Annotated in this window: 13 protein-coding genes and 3 pseudogenes; 9 read left to right on the forward strand and 7 right to left on the reverse strand. The window is 30.9% G+C overall.

Annotated elements, in window-relative coordinates; translation table 11 throughout:
• The first annotated feature begins 65 nt into the window (after positions 1–65).
• The 5 genes and pseudogenes from acs to ELQ04_RS05985 all read left to right on the forward strand — a co-directional run bounded on the left by acs (position 66) and on the right by ELQ04_RS05985 (position 5837).
• Positions 66–2038 (forward strand): annotated as a pseudogene (gene acs, locus ELQ04_RS05965) (acetate--CoA ligase).
• A gap of 81 nt (positions 2039–2119) precedes the next feature.
• Positions 2120–2944, forward strand: a complete 825-nt coding sequence (gene galU / locus ELQ04_RS05970; protein ID WP_002871129.1) for a UTP--glucose-1-phosphate uridylyltransferase GalU — start codon at positions 2120–2122, stop codon at positions 2942–2944.
• The gene (locus ELQ04_RS05975; RefSeq protein ID WP_002867077.1) at positions 2938–4158 is read left to right on the forward strand and encodes a glucose-6-phosphate isomerase; all 1221 of its coding nucleotides are present in this window, start codon (positions 2938–2940) and stop codon (positions 4156–4158) included. Before galU ends, ELQ04_RS05975 begins: the two co-directional genes overlap by 7 nt.
• A gap of 127 nt (positions 4159–4285) precedes the next feature.
• Positions 4286–4735 (forward strand): Dps family protein, encoded by a 450-nt coding sequence (locus tag ELQ04_RS05980; RefSeq protein ID WP_002936802.1) that lies wholly within the window; start codon positions 4286–4288, stop codon positions 4733–4735.
• A gap of 64 nt (positions 4736–4799) precedes the next feature.
• A complete protein-coding gene (locus tag ELQ04_RS05985) occupies positions 4800–5837 on the forward strand; it encodes an ATP-binding protein (RefSeq protein WP_002892926.1) in 1038 nt (345 codons plus the stop codon).
• Here the strand turns inward: ELQ04_RS05985 and ELQ04_RS05990 are convergent.
• From ELQ04_RS05990 to coaE, 3 genes are read right to left on the reverse strand one after another with little or no spacing between them, the layout of a single operon-like run.
• The gene (locus ELQ04_RS05990; protein WP_002872140.1) at positions 5834–6565 is read right to left on the reverse strand and encodes a glucosaminidase domain-containing protein; all 732 of its coding nucleotides are present in this window, start codon (positions 6563–6565) and stop codon (positions 5834–5836) included. The two genes, ELQ04_RS05985 and ELQ04_RS05990, sit on opposite strands and share 4 nt — an antisense overlap.
• On the reverse strand, positions 6540–7289 hold the full coding sequence (gene dapF, locus ELQ04_RS05995; RefSeq protein WP_002936798.1) for a diaminopimelate epimerase: 750 nt from the start codon (positions 7287–7289) through the stop codon (positions 6540–6542). Before dapF ends, ELQ04_RS05990 begins: the two co-directional genes overlap by 26 nt.
• Positions 7286–7891 (reverse strand): dephospho-CoA kinase, encoded by a 606-nt coding sequence (coaE, locus tag ELQ04_RS06000; RefSeq protein WP_002936789.1) that lies wholly within the window; start codon positions 7889–7891, stop codon positions 7286–7288. Before coaE ends, dapF begins: the two co-directional genes overlap by 4 nt.
• A gap of 60 nt (positions 7892–7951) precedes the next feature.
• Between coaE and purM the strand changes: the two genes are divergently transcribed.
• Entirely contained in the window at positions 7952–8941 is a 990-nt protein-coding gene (purM, locus tag ELQ04_RS06005; protein WP_002936788.1) for a phosphoribosylformylglycinamidine cyclo-ligase, read from the forward strand.
• Between the two features lie 20 nt (positions 8942–8961).
• On the opposite strand, the pseudogene dcuC reads toward purM, so the two are convergent.
• Positions 8962–10416 (reverse strand): annotated as a pseudogene (dcuC, locus tag ELQ04_RS06010) (C4-dicarboxylate transporter DcuC).
• 206 nt (positions 10417–10622) lie between these two features.
• Between dcuC and cas9 the strand changes: the two are divergent.
• From cas9 to cas2, 3 genes and pseudogenes are all read left to right on the forward strand, one after another.
• On the forward strand, positions 10623–13565 hold the full coding sequence (gene cas9, locus ELQ04_RS06015) for a type II CRISPR RNA-guided endonuclease Cas9 (protein WP_044778188.1): 2943 nt from the start codon (positions 10623–10625) through the stop codon (positions 13563–13565).
• A pseudogene (gene cas1, locus ELQ04_RS06020) lies at positions 13562–14439 on the forward strand (type II CRISPR-associated endonuclease Cas1). Before cas9 ends, cas1 begins: the two are co-directional and overlap by 4 nt.
• Positions 14432–14863: a CRISPR-associated endonuclease Cas2 gene (gene cas2, locus ELQ04_RS06025; RefSeq protein ID WP_002797817.1), complete on the forward strand. Its 432-nt coding sequence runs from the start codon at positions 14432–14434 to the stop codon at positions 14861–14863. Before cas1 ends, cas2 begins: the two are co-directional and overlap by 8 nt.
• 363 nt (positions 14864–15226) lie before the next feature.
• Here the strand turns inward: cas2 and ELQ04_RS06030 are convergent, their stop codons facing one another.
• Genes ELQ04_RS06030 through ELQ04_RS06040 form a run of 3 tightly spaced genes read right to left on the reverse strand, consistent with a single transcriptional unit; the run spans position 15227 to position 17089 of the window.
• On the reverse strand, positions 15227–16417 hold the full coding sequence (locus ELQ04_RS06030) for a molybdopterin molybdotransferase MoeA (protein WP_002936778.1): 1191 nt from the start codon (positions 16415–16417) through the stop codon (positions 15227–15229).
• A gap of 3 nt (positions 16418–16420) precedes the next feature.
• Complete coding sequence (locus ELQ04_RS06035) at positions 16421–16867, reverse strand: molybdenum cofactor biosynthesis protein MoaE (RefSeq protein WP_002936775.1); 447 nt, start codon at positions 16865–16867, stop codon at positions 16421–16423.
• Positions 16868–17089: a MoaD/ThiS family protein gene (locus tag ELQ04_RS06040; protein WP_002779488.1), complete on the reverse strand. Its 222-nt coding sequence runs from the start codon at positions 17087–17089 to the stop codon at positions 16868–16870.

A 17089-nucleotide genomic window follows, 5' to 3' on the forward strand; every position in this document is an offset into this window, starting at 1 on the left:
TAAATTTGTATTTAATACAAATAAACTCTTATATAATGTTTAAAAATAACCATAAAGGAGTTTTTATGCTTAATCAAAATAATCAAGAGCTTTTTAAGCCAAGTAAAGAATTTTCTCGTAATGCTCGTATAAAAAATTTATGTGAATACTATGATTTATGCGATGAAGCCAAGGAAGATTTTGAAGGTTTTTGGAAAAGACAAGCACTTGAGAAGATCGAGTGGTTTTCGCCTTTTTCAAGAGTGTTAAATGAGGATAAAGCTCCATTTTATAAATGGTTTGAAGGTGGAACTTTAAATGTAAGTTATCAATGTCTTGATCGTCATATGAAAACAAGACGCAATAAAGCTGCTTTGATTTTTGAAGGTGAAATGGGGGATTATGAAGTTTATACTTATAGAAGATTATTGCATGAAACTTGCAAGGCGGCCAATTTGCTTAAAAATTCGGAGTAAAAAAAGGCGATAGGGTTGTAATTTATATGCCTATGATTCCAGAAACAGCTATAGTAATGTTAGCTTGTGCAAGGATTGGGGCTATTCATAGTGTGGTATTTGGTGGGTTTTCTCCTGAAGCCTTAAGAGATAGAATTATAGATGCAGGAGCTAAACTTGTAGTAACGGCTGATGGTGCTTTTCGTCGTGGCAAACCTTATATGTTAAAACCTGCAGTAGATAAGGCTTTAAGTGAAGGGTGTGAAAGTGTAGAAAAAGTACTTATAGTTATACGCAATAATGAGCCTATAGAATATATTAAAGGAAGGGACTATGTTTATAACGAACTTGTGAAAAATGAATCTTATAAGTGTGAACCCGAAATTATGGATAGCGAGGATTTGTTGTTTTTACTTTACACTTCAGGATCAACGGGCAAGCCAAAAGGAGTTATGCATGCAAGTGCAGGATATATACTTTGGGCACAAATGACTATGGAATGGGTTTTTGATATTAAAGATTATGATAATTATTGGTGTAGTGCTGATGTGGGTTGGATTACAGGACATACTTATGTAGTTTATGGGCCTTTAGCATGTGGAGCAACGACTATAATGCATGAAGGAACTCCTACTTATCCAAATTCTGGGCGTTGGTGGAGAATGATAGAAGAGTATCAAATAAGCAAATTCTACACTTCGCCAACTGCCATAAGAATGCTTCATGCTGATGCACCTGATGAGCCAAGAAAATATGATTTAAGTACGCTTGAAGTGCTTGGAACGGTTGGAGAGCCTATCAATCCTAGTGCTTGGAAGTGGTTTTATGATGAAATAGGGGGAACTAAAAGTCCTATAGTCGATACTTGGTGGCAAACAGAAACAGGTGGGCATATGATCACGCCTTTACCAGGCGCTACTCCTTTAAAACCAGGTTGTGCTACCTTGCCTTTGCCAGGAATTTTTGCAGAAGTTATTGATGAAGAAGGCAATAAAAAAGATGAAGGTGAAGATGGATTGCTTTGTATAACCAAACCTTGGCCTTCGATGATTCGTGGAATTTGGTGTAATGATGAACGCTATATAGAAAGTTATTTTTCTCAAGCTAAAAAAGATGGAAAAGCTGTATATTTTAGTGGCGATGGTGCTTTTTATGATAAAAATGGTTATATAACTATCACAGGAAGAACAGATGATGTGGTTAATGTTGCAGGACATCGTATAGGAACGGCTGAAATTGAAAGCGCTATTGCTAAACATCCAAGTGTAGCAGAATCAGCTGTAGTGAGTATTTTGGATGCGATTAAGGGTGAGTCATTGTTTGCTTTTGTGGTTTTAAGTCCTGCATCCAGTTGTGATCTTGGCGGAGCTATAGAAACTTTAAAAGAACTTAATGACATTTTAAGAGTAGAAATAGGACCTATAGCTAAAATAGAAAAAATTCTTTATACTCCAGGTTTGCCAAAAACTAGAAGTGGTAAAATAATGAGAAGAATTTTAAGAACTATAGCAAGAGGTGAAGAAATCAAACAGGATATTTCAACACTCGAAGATTCTGGAGTAGTAGAAATCATTGTTAAATTAGCTAAGGCAGAGTTTGAATAACAAGGCAAAAAGAACTTTGCCTTGTTGCATGAAAATTCATAAAAATAAGCTATAATGATAAAAAAATAAAAGGAAATTTTTATGCTTCAAACTTGTATTTTCCCTGCGGCAGGTTATGGGACAAGATTTTTACCTGCAACAAAAACTTTACCTAAAGAGATGTTGCCTATCTTAACTAAGCCTTTGATTCATTATGGGGTTGATGAAGCTTTGGAAGCAGGAATGGAAAATATGGGCTTTGTCACAGGGCGTGGAAAAAGAGCTTTGGAGGATTATTTTGATATTTCTTATGAACTTGAGCATCAAATTTCAGGTACAAAAAAAGAATACTTACTTGATGAAATTCGCTCTTTGATCAATCGTTGCACCTTTACTTTTACAAGACAAAATCAAATGAAAGGCTTAGGTGATGCGGTTTTAAAAGGTAAACCTTTGGTTGGCGATGAAGCTTTTGGCGTAATTTTGGCTGATGATTTGTGTGTCAATGAAGAAGGCTTAAATGTTATGGCTCAAATGGTAAAAATTTATGAAAAATATCGCTGCACCATCATAGCTGTGATGGAAGTACCAAAAGAACAAGTTTCAAACTATGGAGTAATTTCTGGAAATTTTGTAGAAGAAAATCTTATCATGGTTAATTCTATGATAGAAAAACCAAGTCCTGATGAAGCTCCAAGTAATCTTGCTATCATAGGAAGATATATTTTAACTCCTGATATTTTTGGAATTTTAGAAAATACTAAAGCAGGAAAAAATGGCGAAATTCAACTTACCGACGCGCTTTTAACTCAAGCAACCAATGGTATGGTTTTAGCTTATAAATTTCAAGGAAAACGCTTTGATTGTGGAAGTGTAGAAGGCTTTGTAGAGGCTACAAATTATTTTTACGAGAAAAGTAAATGTTAAACAATACACTTTTTTTTAAACAAAGTGAAATTCACACTATAAGCTCTTATGCAAATCGTATTAATGATGAGGTAAAAAGTGGAGATATAGGGTATTATCATCTTATTGACACGAGCTTAAGCCTGATTGATGAGAGTTTGGCTTTTATCAAAGACAAAGAACACATAAAAAATATTGTTTTAGTGGGAATGGGTGGTTCAAGTTGCGGTGTAAAAGCCTTGCGTGATATGCTTTTTAATGAAAAAAGTAATCAAAGAGAACTTTTTATACTCGATAACACAAGTTCACATTCTTTTAATAAGACTTTAGAAAAAATCAAGCTTGAAGAAAGTTTGTTTTTAATCATCAGTAAAACAGGTAGCACTATAGAAGTTGTATCGCTTTTTAAACTTCTTATTGAACATTTTAAACTTGATATGCAAGAATTAAAAAAATACTTTGTTTTTATTACCGATAAGGATTCAAAACTTCATCAAGAAGGTGAAAATTTAGGTATTAAATGCTTTTTTATCCCTGCAAATGTAGGAGGTCGTTTTAGCATACTTTCAGCTGTAGGTATAGTTCCGCTTTGTTTTTGTGGCTATAATGCCAAAGCTCTTTTAGAAGGAGCTAAAGCTTGTTTTGAAGATTTTTTTACTCACAAAAAAGATGAAATTTTACAAAAAGCCTATCATTATTGTACACACAAAAATGCCAATATCAATGTACTTTTTTCATATAGTGATGCTTTTAAAGGCTTTAATGAATGGTATATCCAGCTTATTGCTGAAAGTTTAGGTAAAAAGCAAGGCTATAAACGCATAGGTTTAACTCCTATTGCACTCATTGGAGCAAGAGATCAGCATAGTTTTTTACAACTCATCATGGATGGACCTAAAAATAAAACTGTAACTTTTTTAAAAATCAAAGACGCTCAAAAAGCACCTATTATCCCTGATATTCATTTTAAATTTTTAGATTCTTTAAGTAATAAAGTCAATCTTCACGAACTTTTAAACGCTCAATGTGATGCAACTATGCACGCTTTAATCGCTGAAAATTTGAGTGTTGATGTGATAGAACTTGAAAAACTTGACGCTTGGCATGCGGGATATTTGATGTATTATTATGAACTTTTTACTTCAACTTGCGGTGTTATGCTAGGGATTAACACTTATGATCAACCTGGTGTGGAAGTTGGAAAATTGATCTTAAAAAATATATTAAATTCTTAATCAAAATTCATTAAAAAAGAGTATAATGATTTTAAGTTAGAATTATCATAAAAATTTTTAATTAATAATAATTATTATTTAAGAATTTTATGTTATAATTTTAAAAATTAAAAAAAAGGAGTCAATCATGTCAGTTACAAAACAATTATTACAAATGCAAGCAGATGCTCATCATCTATGGGTTAAATTTCATAATTATCACTGGAATGTAAAAGGTTTGCAATTTTTTTCTATACACGAGTACACAGAAAAAGCTTATGAAGAAATGGCAGAACTTTTTGATAGTTGTGCTGAAAGAGTTTTACAACTTGGCGAAAAAGCTATCACTTGCCAAAAAGTTTTAATGGAAAATGCAAAAAGTCCAAAAGTTGCAAAAGATTGCTTTACTCCGCTTGAAGTCATAGAACTGATCAAACAAGATTATGAATATCTTTTAGCAGAATTTAAAAAACTCAATGAAGCAGCAGAAAAAGAAAGTGATACCACAACAGCTGCTTTTGCGCAAGAAAATATCGCAAAATATGAAAAAAGTCTTTGGATGATAGGTGCTACTTTACAGGGTACTTGCAAAATGTAATTTAAGGGGCTTTATGCCCCAATTATACAAACTAGGTTATAATATCCTTTTTTAAAGGATAAAATTGAAAGTACTTAATTTTTTTTATGAAAATCACCCTAAATTTGAAGTAAGTTATGAAAGAAAAAATCAAATTTCAAAACCAAATATTATCATAAAAGGCCCACGATTTTGTGGTAAAAAAACACTTATTTTTAATTTTTTATCTCAATTTAAAGCAAGTGAAATTTTGTTTTTAGATTTATATGATACACGCTTTGAAAAACAAAGTTTAGAAAGACTTGCTGATTTTCTGAATGAAAATTTACAAATTAAAATTCTTTGCCTTTATAATTTGGATTTTATCCCTAATTTAGAAAAAATTAAAATTCCCATCATCTTAAGTACAAATATAAAAGATTTAAATATAAATGGGTTTGAAGAGCTTGAACTTGATTATTTTGATTTTGAAGAATTTATTAGTGTAAGTAAGAAAAATTTACCTATAAATAATTTAGTAGGTCTTTTTTTACAAAGTGGACGCAGTAAATTTGGAGAAAAAAACATACTTCTAAGACAAAGCTTCACTCTTTTAGAATTAGAAATTTTAAAGTATTTAGCTTTAAATTTGGGTCAGCAAATCAGTATTTCTAAGATATTTATAGAACTCAAAAAAAGATTAAAAACTTCAAAAGATAGTGTTTATCAGGCTATAAAAAAATTAGAAAATACTTATGTGATCTATACTTTAAAACATGATGAAAAAAAACTTCAAAAGATTTATTTTAAAGATTTTGGCCTAAGAAATAATCTTTGTATTTCAAAGGATTTTTCACATTTATTTGAAAATTTAGTTTTAAGCGAGTTGTTTAAATTTAAAGAAGAATTTTTTTATAACAAATACTTTAACTTTTATAGCCAAATATCTAAAATTGCTTATATTTCAAGTCCAACTTTAGATATTGATTTGATTAAATTACGTGCTAAGAAAATTTTACCAAAGGCTTTAGAACTTGGAATTTTTCATGTGATTTTTATCACTCTTTCAAGCGAGGATAGTTTTTTTGAGCAAGGGGTTAAATTTGAAGTCATATCTTTTGATAAATTTTCACTTGGATTTTAGGTGTTGTTTGAGTTTGTATCGTATTTTTCAAGGTTGTATCGTTTGATGATTTTTGTAATAAGATTGATATAATATCCCTTGCGTTCAGAATAAGAATCTAAAGTTTTAATAGCCTCTAGCCCTGTTATCTCTTTGCCTTCGCTTTCAAATTTAGCTCTTGCATCGCGAAACTTTTCATAAGCAAAATGACGATTTAAATTTAAAACATAAGAGTCAACACTATCTTGCAGACTATCAAAAATTTTAATTTTGTGTTTTTTATCTGGATGTCTTAAATCAGGAATTAAACCTTTCTCACCCCAAGTCCATTCTCCAAAAAGATTGTTTGCTTCTCTTGCGAAGCGACTGGTACCTGTAGCACTTTCAACTAAAGCTTGGGCTATACCCATGGATTTTGGAATTTTTTGAATACGTTTTTTATATTCTGCAAAATCATAAAGATTTTCAATGCGATATTTGTTTTTTATCGTGATAAGTTTTTCAAGATTTATTTGGTTTGAAGTCCTAAAGCCTGTTTTGTAAGCATCTTTAAAAAAGGCTTCGATAAAGGCTCTTTCTTGTTCAATTTTTTTAAAGCTTTGATCAAACATTTCATTCATTTTTATAAAAAAAATTTGTCTTTTTTGATCTATATCAAGTTTGTAATATTCCTCTCCAAATCCATTCTTTAGATCATCAGCAAAAAGTGGGATTAGAAAAAGACTAAGAAAAATTATAATTGGCTTCAAAACAATACTTTACCTTTCCCTCAAAAAACAATTCTTCATTTTTATATGTAAACCCCACCTCTTCACCACTTTTAGGAGTTATTTTAACTTTATTTTGTACTTTTTTATTTAAAAATGCCAGATAAAAACAAGCCCCCATTCCTGTGCCGCAAGCTAAGGTTTCATCTTCAACTCCGCGTTCATAGGTGCGAACTTTTAAATGATTTTCATCTAAAATTTTTACAAAATTAACATTGGCATTATATTTTTGTCTCATTTTTTGACAAAGCATTGTATTAAATTCATCTAAATTTTGACAAAAATGTACTAGATGTGGAACTCCAGTGTTGCAAAGTTGCCAAGTTTTTCCTAATTCTTCAAAAGTATTTTGCACGCTTTTTATTTTGCCTAAAGATACTTCAACTTTATCTTGATTTACCTTTGCTTTTATTACTCCTGCACCGGTTAAAAAACTCATGTTAGGATTTATTTTGTTAATATGATGTGCAAAATGTGCCGCAGCCCTTGAGCCATTGCCACACATAGCAGCCCTTGAGCCATCGTTATTATAAAATTCCCATTCAAAGTCGTATTTTTCATGAGGCAATATCACGATAAAGCCATCCGCACCTATACCCTCATAACGATTACAAAGTTCTTTAGCTAAAGCACTTCTATCTTCTTTTCTATCAGCATTTGTTATGACAAAATCATTCCCACTTGCACAATATTTATAAAATTTCACATTTTTCCTTTAGAAATTTCTTGTATTACTTTAACACATTCTTGCCTAAAATCGGCATAAGAATTAGTATTTTTAATGATAAAATCTGCTTTTTTAAGTTTTTCTTCAATATCTATTTGAGAATCAAGTCTTGCTTTTGCAGCTTCTAAGCTGAGCTTATCTCTTTGCATGATTCTTTTAAGGCTTAATTCTTTAGGTGTGTAAATTACAATGACTTTGCCTAAATTTTCATAAGCACCGCTTTCAAAAAAAAGAGGAATTTCTACAAAAAAAGCTTTATTTTCCTTATCTAGAATTTGCATTTGTTCTAAAATTTTAGCTCGAATTTTAGGATGAGTGAAATTTTCTAAGGTTTTTTTAGCTTCTTTGTTGTTAAAAACAATTTCTCCAAGGATTTTTCTATCGATTTTATTTTCTTTTGTGAGTAAATTTTTTAAGCTAAAGGGAGAAAAAATCTTTTCAAGTTCTAAAGCATTTTCATCTAAAATTTTATGAGCGATTTTATCTGCACTAATGCTTTTAAAGCCTAAAGAATTCGCTATTTCTATAAAGGTGCTTTTACCACAAGCAATTGAAGCGGTTACAAAAAAAGCATTTTTCATCTTATGCCTTATTAAAACTTTTTTCGTTAAAATACCTTTTTAGTTCTTAAAGGAAAATAAATGAAAATTTCATATGAAGATGCAGGTGTAAGTATAGATAATGGAAATGCCTTTGTAGAGGCTATAAAACCTTTGGTTAAAGAAACTTTTAATGATAATGTTGTAGGTGGAATTGGTTCTTTTGCTGGTGCTTTTAGAATGCCAAGTGGTTTTAAAAAGCCTGTGATTTTAGGTGCAACAGATGGGGTTGGTACCAAGCTTCGCTTGGCAATTGATGCTAAAAAATATGATACCATAGGGCAAGATTTAGTAGCAATGTGTGTGAATGATTTGATTTGTAATTTTGCTACGCCTTTGTTTTTCCTAGATTATTATGCTACAGCCAAGCTTGAAGTAGAAGTAGTAAAGGCTGTTGTATCAGGCATTGCCAAGGGATGTAAGATGGCAAATTGTGCATTAATCGGCGGAGAAACTGCTGAAATGCCTGGAATGTATGCAAAAGATGATTTTGATCTTGCGGGTTTTGCAGTGGGTATGGCTGAAGAAGATGAGATCGATAGAAGTAAATTTGTTAAAAATGGTGATATTTTATTGGCACTTCCTAGTTCAGGACTTCATTCAAATGGCTATTCTTTAGCTAGAAAAGTACTTTTTGAAAGTTTAAAATTAAAATTTGATGACAAGATAGAGGGTAAAAATTTAATTGATATTTTATTAGAACCTACAAGGATTTATGTGCGTGATTTTCTTACACTAAAGCCTTACATCAGTGCTCTAGCTCATATTACAGGGGGTGGTTTAGTAGAAAATTTACCACGCGTTTTACCTCGTGGTATGGGTGCAACTATACGCAAACATCATCTTAAAACTCCTGAAATTTTTTATACTATAGGACAGGCTGTAGAAGAAAGCGAAATGTATAGAAGCTTTAACATGGGAGTGGGTTTAGTAATGGTTGTAGATCCTTCTAATGTAAGTAAGGTTTTAGAAAATTCAGATGCCTTTATTATCGGCGAAATTTGCATTAATGAAGGTATTGTTTTAGAGTGAAAATAAAGCGTCAATACGCTTTATTTTTGTATTTTAAGTTCTATTTTTGTAGTGTTTTGTTCTTTTGGCAAAGGATTGGTTTGTGCTAGATAAAAGGCTACAAGCACATTTACAAGCATAGCGATAAGTAAAAGAGGAGTGGTTCGTTTTATAATATCCATTGGAGCTACTTTTGCAAATCCAGCTAAAGCTATGATTCCGCCTGCTATTGGTGAAGCTGCACGACCTAAACAAGATGCAATTTCTATAGGTAAAACTAGAGTAATAGGTGCAACGCCTAATTTTGTAGCTATATCAGGAGCTAGTTTTCCAAAAGCATTAAAAGCAGCAATTCCACTTCCCATAATCACTGTGGCAAAATAAACTAAAAAGCTTAAAATAGCTATACTCAAAAGAATTTCAAACCATGCAAAATTTCCTGTTCCAAGATTTGAAACCGCGTTGGCAAGGATATTAACTCCACCAAGTGCTTTAATGCCTTCAGCAAATACTCCAGCAGCGATGATTATGCTTACGACTGAGATAAAAATTTCAGCCATAGCTTTTAAAATCACCATCATATCTTCGCCTAATTTTCTAGCATTTCTGTGTCTTGCAAATTCAACAAGAAAAACTAAAGAAATGCTTACAAAATTTGCTGTTACAACATCGAGCTTGATAGTAAAAAAATACGCTGTAAATAAAAATACAACAGGTAATCAAGGAAAGAGTATGTAAAAAGTAGGGCATTTAGGATCAATGATTTGCGGAATTTCAACTTCATCATTTAAAACACCTTTTTCTTTATCTCTTTTATCAATCCAAGCAAAATAAAAAGGAATCAAGATGGCAATAACTACAACATAGGCAATCACACTATAAATTTGGTAATTTAAAAAAAGCCCTACGACATTATCACTTTGTCCTACCATATCTGCCATATTGATTGAATTTCCATCTTTTGGACCATAATCAAGCGCAATTAAAGAAAGCACACATACAGCTGTAATAGGACGGATTTTAAGTGAGATTAAAACAGGATAAATACATGCTAACAAAAGCAAAAGCAATCCAGCATAGCTAGAAATGACGATTTTTAAAGCCATTCCAACAACAAAAGTTCCACTTAAAATCAAGTATTTATTTTTGATTTTTCCTAAGGGTTTATTTGCTAAAAAAGCAAGTTTTGCTGAAGCATTGATATGTTTCATATAAGCAGCAAAACCTGCCACACTCATGATAATAAGTCCTACTCCAGAAAGCTGACTTTTAAAAGTCGCTGTGATAAAAGCATAACTATCAAGTAAAACATTCAAAAAGCTTGCATGTTCTCTGCTCGGGGCTTTTGGTATAGGTGTTCCTGTGATGTAAAAAGCAAAAATAAGCAAGATAATACCTGAAAGAAAAAATACAAAAATAGGATTGTATTTTTTAAGTATATAATAAGCAACGACAATTACCGCTAAAAGTGTAGAACATATCATAAAAATTGGCATGATTTCTCCTAAAGTTATTATTAGCTTTTATTTTATTTTAGCTAAAATTTAACTAATAAATATTTTTCATTTAAAATTTTACTTATTTTTTGCATTATAAAATTAATAATATGTATAGTTTGGTTACTGAAAAGTTTATGTTTGTATAAAAAATGATTTTTATATTATAATTATAAACAAATTATAAATATCAAAAAGGATCTAGTGTGGCAAGAATTTTGGCATTTGATATAGGAATAAGCTCTATTGGCTGGGCATTTAGCGAAAATGATGAGTTAAAAGATTGCGGAGTTAGGATTTTTACAAAGGCTGAAAATCCTAAAACAGGAGAATCCCTAGCCTTACCAAGACGCCTTGCAAGAAGTGCCAGAAAACGCCTTGCTAGACGCAAAGCAAGGCTAAATCACTTAAAACATTTAATCGCAAATGAATTTAAGTTAAATTACGAAGATTATCAAAGCTTTGATGAAAGTTTAGCTAAGGCTTATAAAGGCTCTTTAATTAGCCCTTATGAGTTAAGATTTAGAGCTTTAAACGAGCTTTTAAGTAAGCAAGATTTTGCAAGAGTGATTTTACATATTGCAAAAAGGCGTGGCTATGATGATATTAAAAATAATGGTGATGAAGAAAAGAGCGAGATTTTAAAAGCTATCAAGCAAAATGAAGAAAAACTAGTAAATTATCAAAGTGTGGGAGAGTATCTTTATAAAGAGTATTTTCAAAAATTCAAAGAAAATTCCAAAGAATTTATAAATGTTAGAAATAAAAAAGAAAGTTATGAACGCTGCATAACGCAAAGTTTTTTAAAAGATGAATTAAAGCTTATTTTTCAAAAACAAAGAGAATTTGGCTTTTCTTTTTCAAAGAAATTTGAAGAAGAAGTGCTTAGTGTAGCATTTTATAAAAGGGCTTTAAAAGATTTTTCTCATTTAGTGGGAAATTGTAGTTTTTTTACTGATGAAAAAAGAGCGCCAAAAAATTCGCCTTTAGCTTTTATGTTTGTAGCACTTACAAGAATTATCAATCTTTTAAACAATCTTAAAAATTTATATACAAAAGATGATTTAAACGCTCTTTTAAATGAAGTTTTAAAAAACGGCACTCTAACTTATAAACAAACAAAAAAGCTTTTGGGTTTAAGCGATGATTATGAATTTAAAGGAGAAAAAGGAACTTATTTTATTGAGTTTAAAAAATACAAAGAATTTATAAAAGCCTTAGATGAACATAGTTTAAGCCAAGATGATTTAAATGAAATAGCAAAAGATATTACTCTTATAAAAGATGAGATTAAACTTAAAAAGGCTTTAGCAAAATACGATTTAAATCAAAATCAAATTGATAGCTTAAGCAAATTGGAATTTAAAGACCATTTAAATATAAGTTTTAAAGCCTTAAAACTTATCACTCCTTTAATGCTTGAAGGTAAAAAATACGATGAAGCTTGTAATGAGCTTAATTTAAAAGTAGCAATCAATGAAGATAAAAAAGATTTTTTACCCGCATTTAATGAAACTTATTATAAAGATGAGGTAACTAATCCTGTGGTTTTAAGGGCGATTAAAGAATATAGAAAAATCTTAAATGCCTTACTTAAAAAATACGGTAAAGTGCATAAAATAAACATTGAATTAGCAAGAGAAGTAGGTAAAAATCACAGCCAAAGAGCTAAAATAGAAAAAGAGCAAAACGAAAACTACAAGGCCAAAAAAGACGCCGAAATTGAATGTGAAAAACTAGGCTTAAAAATAAATAGCAAAAATATTTTAAAATTAAGATTATTTAAAGAACAAAAAGAATTTTGTGCTTATAGTGGAGAAAAGATTAAAATTAGTGATTTGCAAGATGAAAAAATGCTTGAAATTGACCATATTTACCCTTATTCTAGAAGTTTTGATGATTCTTATATGAATAAAGTTTTAGTTTTTACTAAGCAAAATCAAGAAAAGCTTAATAAAACCCCCTTTGAAGCCTTTGGCAATGATGGTGTAAAATGGCAGAAAATTGAAGTTTTGGCAAAAAATTTACCTGAAAAAAAGCAAAAAAGAATTTTAGATAAAAATTACAAAGACAAAGAGCAAAAAGACTTTAAAGATAGAAATCTAAACGATACTCGCTACATCGCAAGGCTTGTTTTAAACTACACTAAAGATTATTTAGATTTTTTACCTTTAAGCGATGATGAAAATACAAAATTAAACGATACGCAAAAAGGCTCAAAAGTGCATGTAGAAGCAAAAAGCGGTATGCTAACATCGGCTTTAAGACACACTTGGGGCTTTAGCACTAAGGATAGAAATAATCATCTTCATCACGCCATCGATGCAGCAATTATTGCTTATGCAAACAACTCTATCGTAAAGGCTTTTTCAGATTTTAAAAAAGAGCAAGAAAGCAACAGTGCAGAACTTTATGCAAAAAAAATTAGTGAATTAGATTATAAAAACAAAAGGAAGTTTTTTGAGCCTTTTAGTGGTTTTAGGCAAAAGGTTTTAGATAAAATTGATGAAATTTTTGTCTCAAAACCTGAGAGAAAAAAGCCAAGTGGAGCTTTACATGAAGAAACATTTAGAAAAGAAGAAGAATTCTATCAATCATACGGCGGAAAAGAAGGAGTTTTAAAAGCCCTAGAGCTTGGTAAAATCCGCAAAGTAAATGGTAAAATAGTTAAAAATGGCGATATGTTTAGAGTGGATATTTTTAAACACAAAAAGACAAATAAATTTTATGCTGTGCCAATTTATACTATGGATTTTGCTTTAAAAGTATTACCAAATAAAGCTGTAGCACGAAGTAAAAAAGGTGAGATAAAAGACTGGATTTTAATGGATGAAAATTATGAGTTTTGCTTTTCTTTATACAAAGATAGTTTGATTTTAATTCAAACTAAAGATATGCAAGAGCCAGAACTTGTTTATTTTAATGCTTTTACAAGCTCTACTGTTAGTTTGGTTGTTTCAAAACACGATAATAAATTTGAAACGCTAAGCAAAAATCAAAAAATATTGTTTAAAAATGCAAATGAAAAAGAAGTAATCGCAAAAAGCATAGGAATTCAAAATCTAAAAGTATTTGAAAAATACATAGTTTCAGCACTTGGGGAAGTTACAAAGGCTGAGTTTAGACAAAGAGAAGATTTTAAAAAATGAGTTACGATGAAGCTTTTAAAACACTGCTTATTAGCTCTAATGCCAAGCTAAATTTAGAGCTAAATCATCTTGTGATTAAACAAGATGAAAATATAGCCAAATTGTTTTTAAAGGATATAAACATCATCGTTTTAGAAAGCTTACAAGTAAGCCTTAGTTCCGCACTTTTTAATGCCTTTGCAAAGCATAAAATCATCTTGCTAACCTGCGATGAAACTCATAGTATAAATGGTGTTTTTACTCCTTTTTTAGGGCATTTTCAAAGTGCAAAAATCTCAAAAGAGCAAATGAATGTAAGTGCTCAAAAAAAGGCTATTTTATGGCAAAAAATCATTAAAAATAAAATCCTAAATCAAGCCTTTGTTTTGAAAAAACACAATAAAATAGAGCAAAGCAATGAGCTTATAAATTTGGCTAAAAAAGTAAGCTTAAATGATAGTAAAAATATTGAAGCTGTTGCGGCGGCGCTTTATTTTAAAACTTTGTTTGGTGTTTCTTTTTCAAGAGATGAGCTTTGCTTTGAAAATTCTGCTTTAAATTATGGCTATGCAATCATTAGGGCTTGTATTATTAGAGCAGTTTGTATAAGTGGGCTTTTGCCTTGGCTTGGCATAAAGCACGATAATATTTATAATTCTTTTGCGCTTTGCGATGATTTGATAGAAGTGTTTAGGGCTAGTGTTGATGATTGTGTTTTAAAGCTTAAGGGTGAAAGTGAGTTTTTAAGCAAAGATGGATTGGCAATTTACAAAGCAAAATCAATTTTGATGGGCAAAATTATCCTTTAAATAGAGCGATAAATCATTATGTGGCGAATTTTAAAAATGCTTTATTGTATGAAGATGAACTAAAGATAGTAAAATTTGATGATTGAAGATAAATTTATGCGCGTGCTTTTGATGTTTGATGTACCTACTAAAAGTAAAAAAGAGCAAAAACTAGCAAGTAAATTTAGAAACAATCTTATAAAATTAGGTTATTTTATGTTGCAATTTAGCGTTTATATGCGTATTTGCAAGGGTTTAAGTTCTGCAAAAAGTTCTATTGAAAATGTAAAAAAGATTTTGCCACCTTATGGAAATGTAAGAGCTTTAATCATCACTGAAAAGCAGTTTGATAAAATGGAGCTTTTGCTTGGTGGCATAGTTTTTAACGAAAAAGTTAATAACGAAACCAATTTAACGCTTTTTGATATAGATAGTCATGGAGAATTTAAATATAAAAATTCAAATAATGAAGAAATTCAAATAAACAAAAAACAAGAAAAATATCATCAGCAAAATTTATTTGAATTTTAAGAGCGGTTTTAGGGGATTGTAACCCCGCAGAGTCCCGCAAACTCTTTATTTTAATCCCTTTTTAAATTTCTTATGAGATTATAGCATAATTTTTGCTATTTTTCATCAAAAAACCCCGAAATTTTCATTATCTGGTAAATATCTATTTTACCATAAAGAAATTTAAAAAGGGATTAAAACATATCTATGTGGTGCAAGTCAAGTAGAAACATTTTACCATAAAGAAATTTAAAAAGGGACTAAAAAACCCTAGTGGATTGAAACTCTGCTAGGGCTAATTACTCCACTAAAAGGAGGTTGCAAATTTGAAACTTATTGAAATTTAGGGTTGATTAAAATCGAAATAAAATTATTTAAATAATTTTAAGGCATAAAGATAATATCCACTAAACTTTCATTTTCTAACATTTCACATTCTTTTGGCACCACCATAAGAGCAGCTTTATTGTTAAGATTGTTTATAATCGCACTAGAGCCTTCTTTCTTGCCTTCAAGATTGGCTAAAATGCGTCCATTTTTAAACTCTATATTGCAAGCAACAAATTCCAAATAAGGTGTTTTTTTCTTGTAACTTCCTTGTAAAAAGGCCTTGCAAATATAGTCTTTAGGCTGAAGTAACCAAGAGTTTAAAATCTCTCTTGCGTAAAGATTAAACATTACCATAGCCGAGTAAGGAAAACCTGGTAAGGCGATAATGAATTTTTCATCAGCCTTAGCTATTTTGATATGTCTACCTGGTTTTATGTCGGCTTTATCGATGATGATTTCGTATTCTTTTACAGCTTTTTTTAAAAAATCAAAATCCCCCATAGAAACTCCGCCTGTTGTAATCAAAATATCACAACTTTGCAAAGCACTTTCAAGGGTAGAAAAAGTGGCTTTTTCATCATCTTTTAAAAGTGGAAAAACCCTTGTATCGCAATTTAAATTTTTAGCTAAATTAGCTATGGCGATATGATTTGAAGAGCGGATTTGAGCAGGATTTTCCAAGGCTTCTCCTAGATCTTTGATCTCACTTCCACTACTTAAAACCCCTACAATAGGCTTTATAAACACACTAATGTGAAAAAATCCAAGTTCAGCCAAAAGAGCTATCTCGCTATAATTTAACTTTGTGCCTTTTTTGAGTAAAATTTCATCTTTTTTATAGTTTTCTCCTACCGCACGCACGGCAAAAGCTTGGGGAACTTTTTTTTCTATAAAAAGAGTATCATTTTCTACGCGTACATTTTCAACAGGGACTAAAGTATCGCTTCCTTCGCTCATGAGTGAGCCTGTAAAGGTTTTTACACAAGTGCCATTTTGCACGCTAAAATGTGGCATAGTGCCCGCAGGTGTGAGGCCTAAAATTTTTAAAGGTTTATCTTGATCTTCAAATTTGATCGCATAACCATCCATAGCCGAGGTTGGAAATTCAGGCTGATTTTTAGGGGCTTTTATGTCTTGAGCTAAAATGCGTCCTAAACACTCTGTAAGAGCTATTTTTTCGATCTTTTCATAGGTTTTGATATGAGAGTGTAAAATTTTTAAACTTTCTTCATAAGACATTAACATTTTTTATCCTTTTAAAAGTCCTGCACCGCAAAGTTTGGTTGATCTTTCTTTGGCATAAATTCTTTCTTTGTTTATCACATCATACTTCCAAATAGGTGCACTTGCTTTAAAATCTTCAACAAATTTATTAAGAAGTTTAAGTCCTAATTTTCTTTGTTTGCTTAAAATTCCTGCAAAATAAGAGCTTTCATGAACCGCCACATCGCCTATAGAGTGAGCAAAAAGCAAGCTAATACCATCAAAATCTACTCTTTTTTGCCACTCATCAAACCATTTTTTTAAAAGCGGTTCATAAATATCAAAACTAAGTGCCTCAATGCCTCCTTCTTCACGCACAATACCACAAAAAGTCAGCAAAGCACCGCAGTTTTTATCCTTGGCAAATTCATACCATTGGCTATAAATTTTAGGAATATCTAAAGAACCTTGATAGAGTGTAAAATGTTTCATTTAACCCCCACAAACTGGTGGTAAAAGTGCTATTTTATCACCATCTTTTAACTTAGTGTTTTCATCAAAAATGATTTCATCATTTAAAGATACGGCACAAAGTTCTAGCCATTCTTTTAAACTCTCATCTTTTTGCAAAATTTCTTTTAATTCTTTTAAATTTTTTACCTCAAGTTCTAAATTTTCTTTATTTATGGGGCCTAAAAATTCCACTTTTACCAT

The organism is Campylobacter sp. CH278 (assembly GCF_004378845.1).
Classification (GTDB): domain Bacteria; phylum Campylobacterota; class Campylobacteria; order Campylobacterales; family Campylobacteraceae; genus Campylobacter_D; species Campylobacter_D jejuni.

What these genes read in the sequence shown, in the direction of transcription:
- galU (WP_002871129.1), top strand. Translation starts at nt 2,120, where the DNA reads ATGCTTCAAACTTGTATTTTCCCTGCGGCAGGTTATGGGACAAGATTT.
- ELQ04_RS05975 (WP_002867077.1), top strand. Translation starts at nt 2,938, where the DNA reads ATGTTAAACAATACACTTTTTTTTAAACAAAGTGAAATTCACACTATA.
- ELQ04_RS05980 (WP_002936802.1), top strand. Translation starts at nt 4,286, where the DNA reads ATGTCAGTTACAAAACAATTATTACAAATGCAAGCAGATGCTCATCAT.
- coaE (WP_002936789.1), bottom strand. Translation starts at nt 7,891, where the DNA reads ATGAAAAATGCTTTTTTTGTAACCGCTTCAATTGCTTGTGGTAAAAGC.
- purM (WP_002936788.1), top strand. Translation starts at nt 7,952, where the DNA reads ATGAAAATTTCATATGAAGATGCAGGTGTAAGTATAGATAATGGAAAT.
- cas2 (WP_002797817.1), top strand. Translation starts at nt 14,432, where the DNA reads ATGATTGAAGATAAATTTATGCGCGTGCTTTTGATGTTTGATGTACCT.
- ELQ04_RS06030 (WP_002936778.1), bottom strand. Translation starts at nt 16,417, where the DNA reads ATGTTAATGTCTTATGAAGAAAGTTTAAAAATTTTACACTCTCATATC.
- ELQ04_RS06035 (WP_002936775.1), bottom strand. Translation starts at nt 16,867, where the DNA reads ATGAAACATTTTACACTCTATCAAGGTTCTTTAGATATTCCTAAAATT.
- ELQ04_RS06040 (WP_002779488.1), bottom strand. Translation starts at nt 17,089, where the DNA reads ATGGTAAAAGTGGAATTTTTAGGCCCCATAAATAAAGAAAATTTAGAA.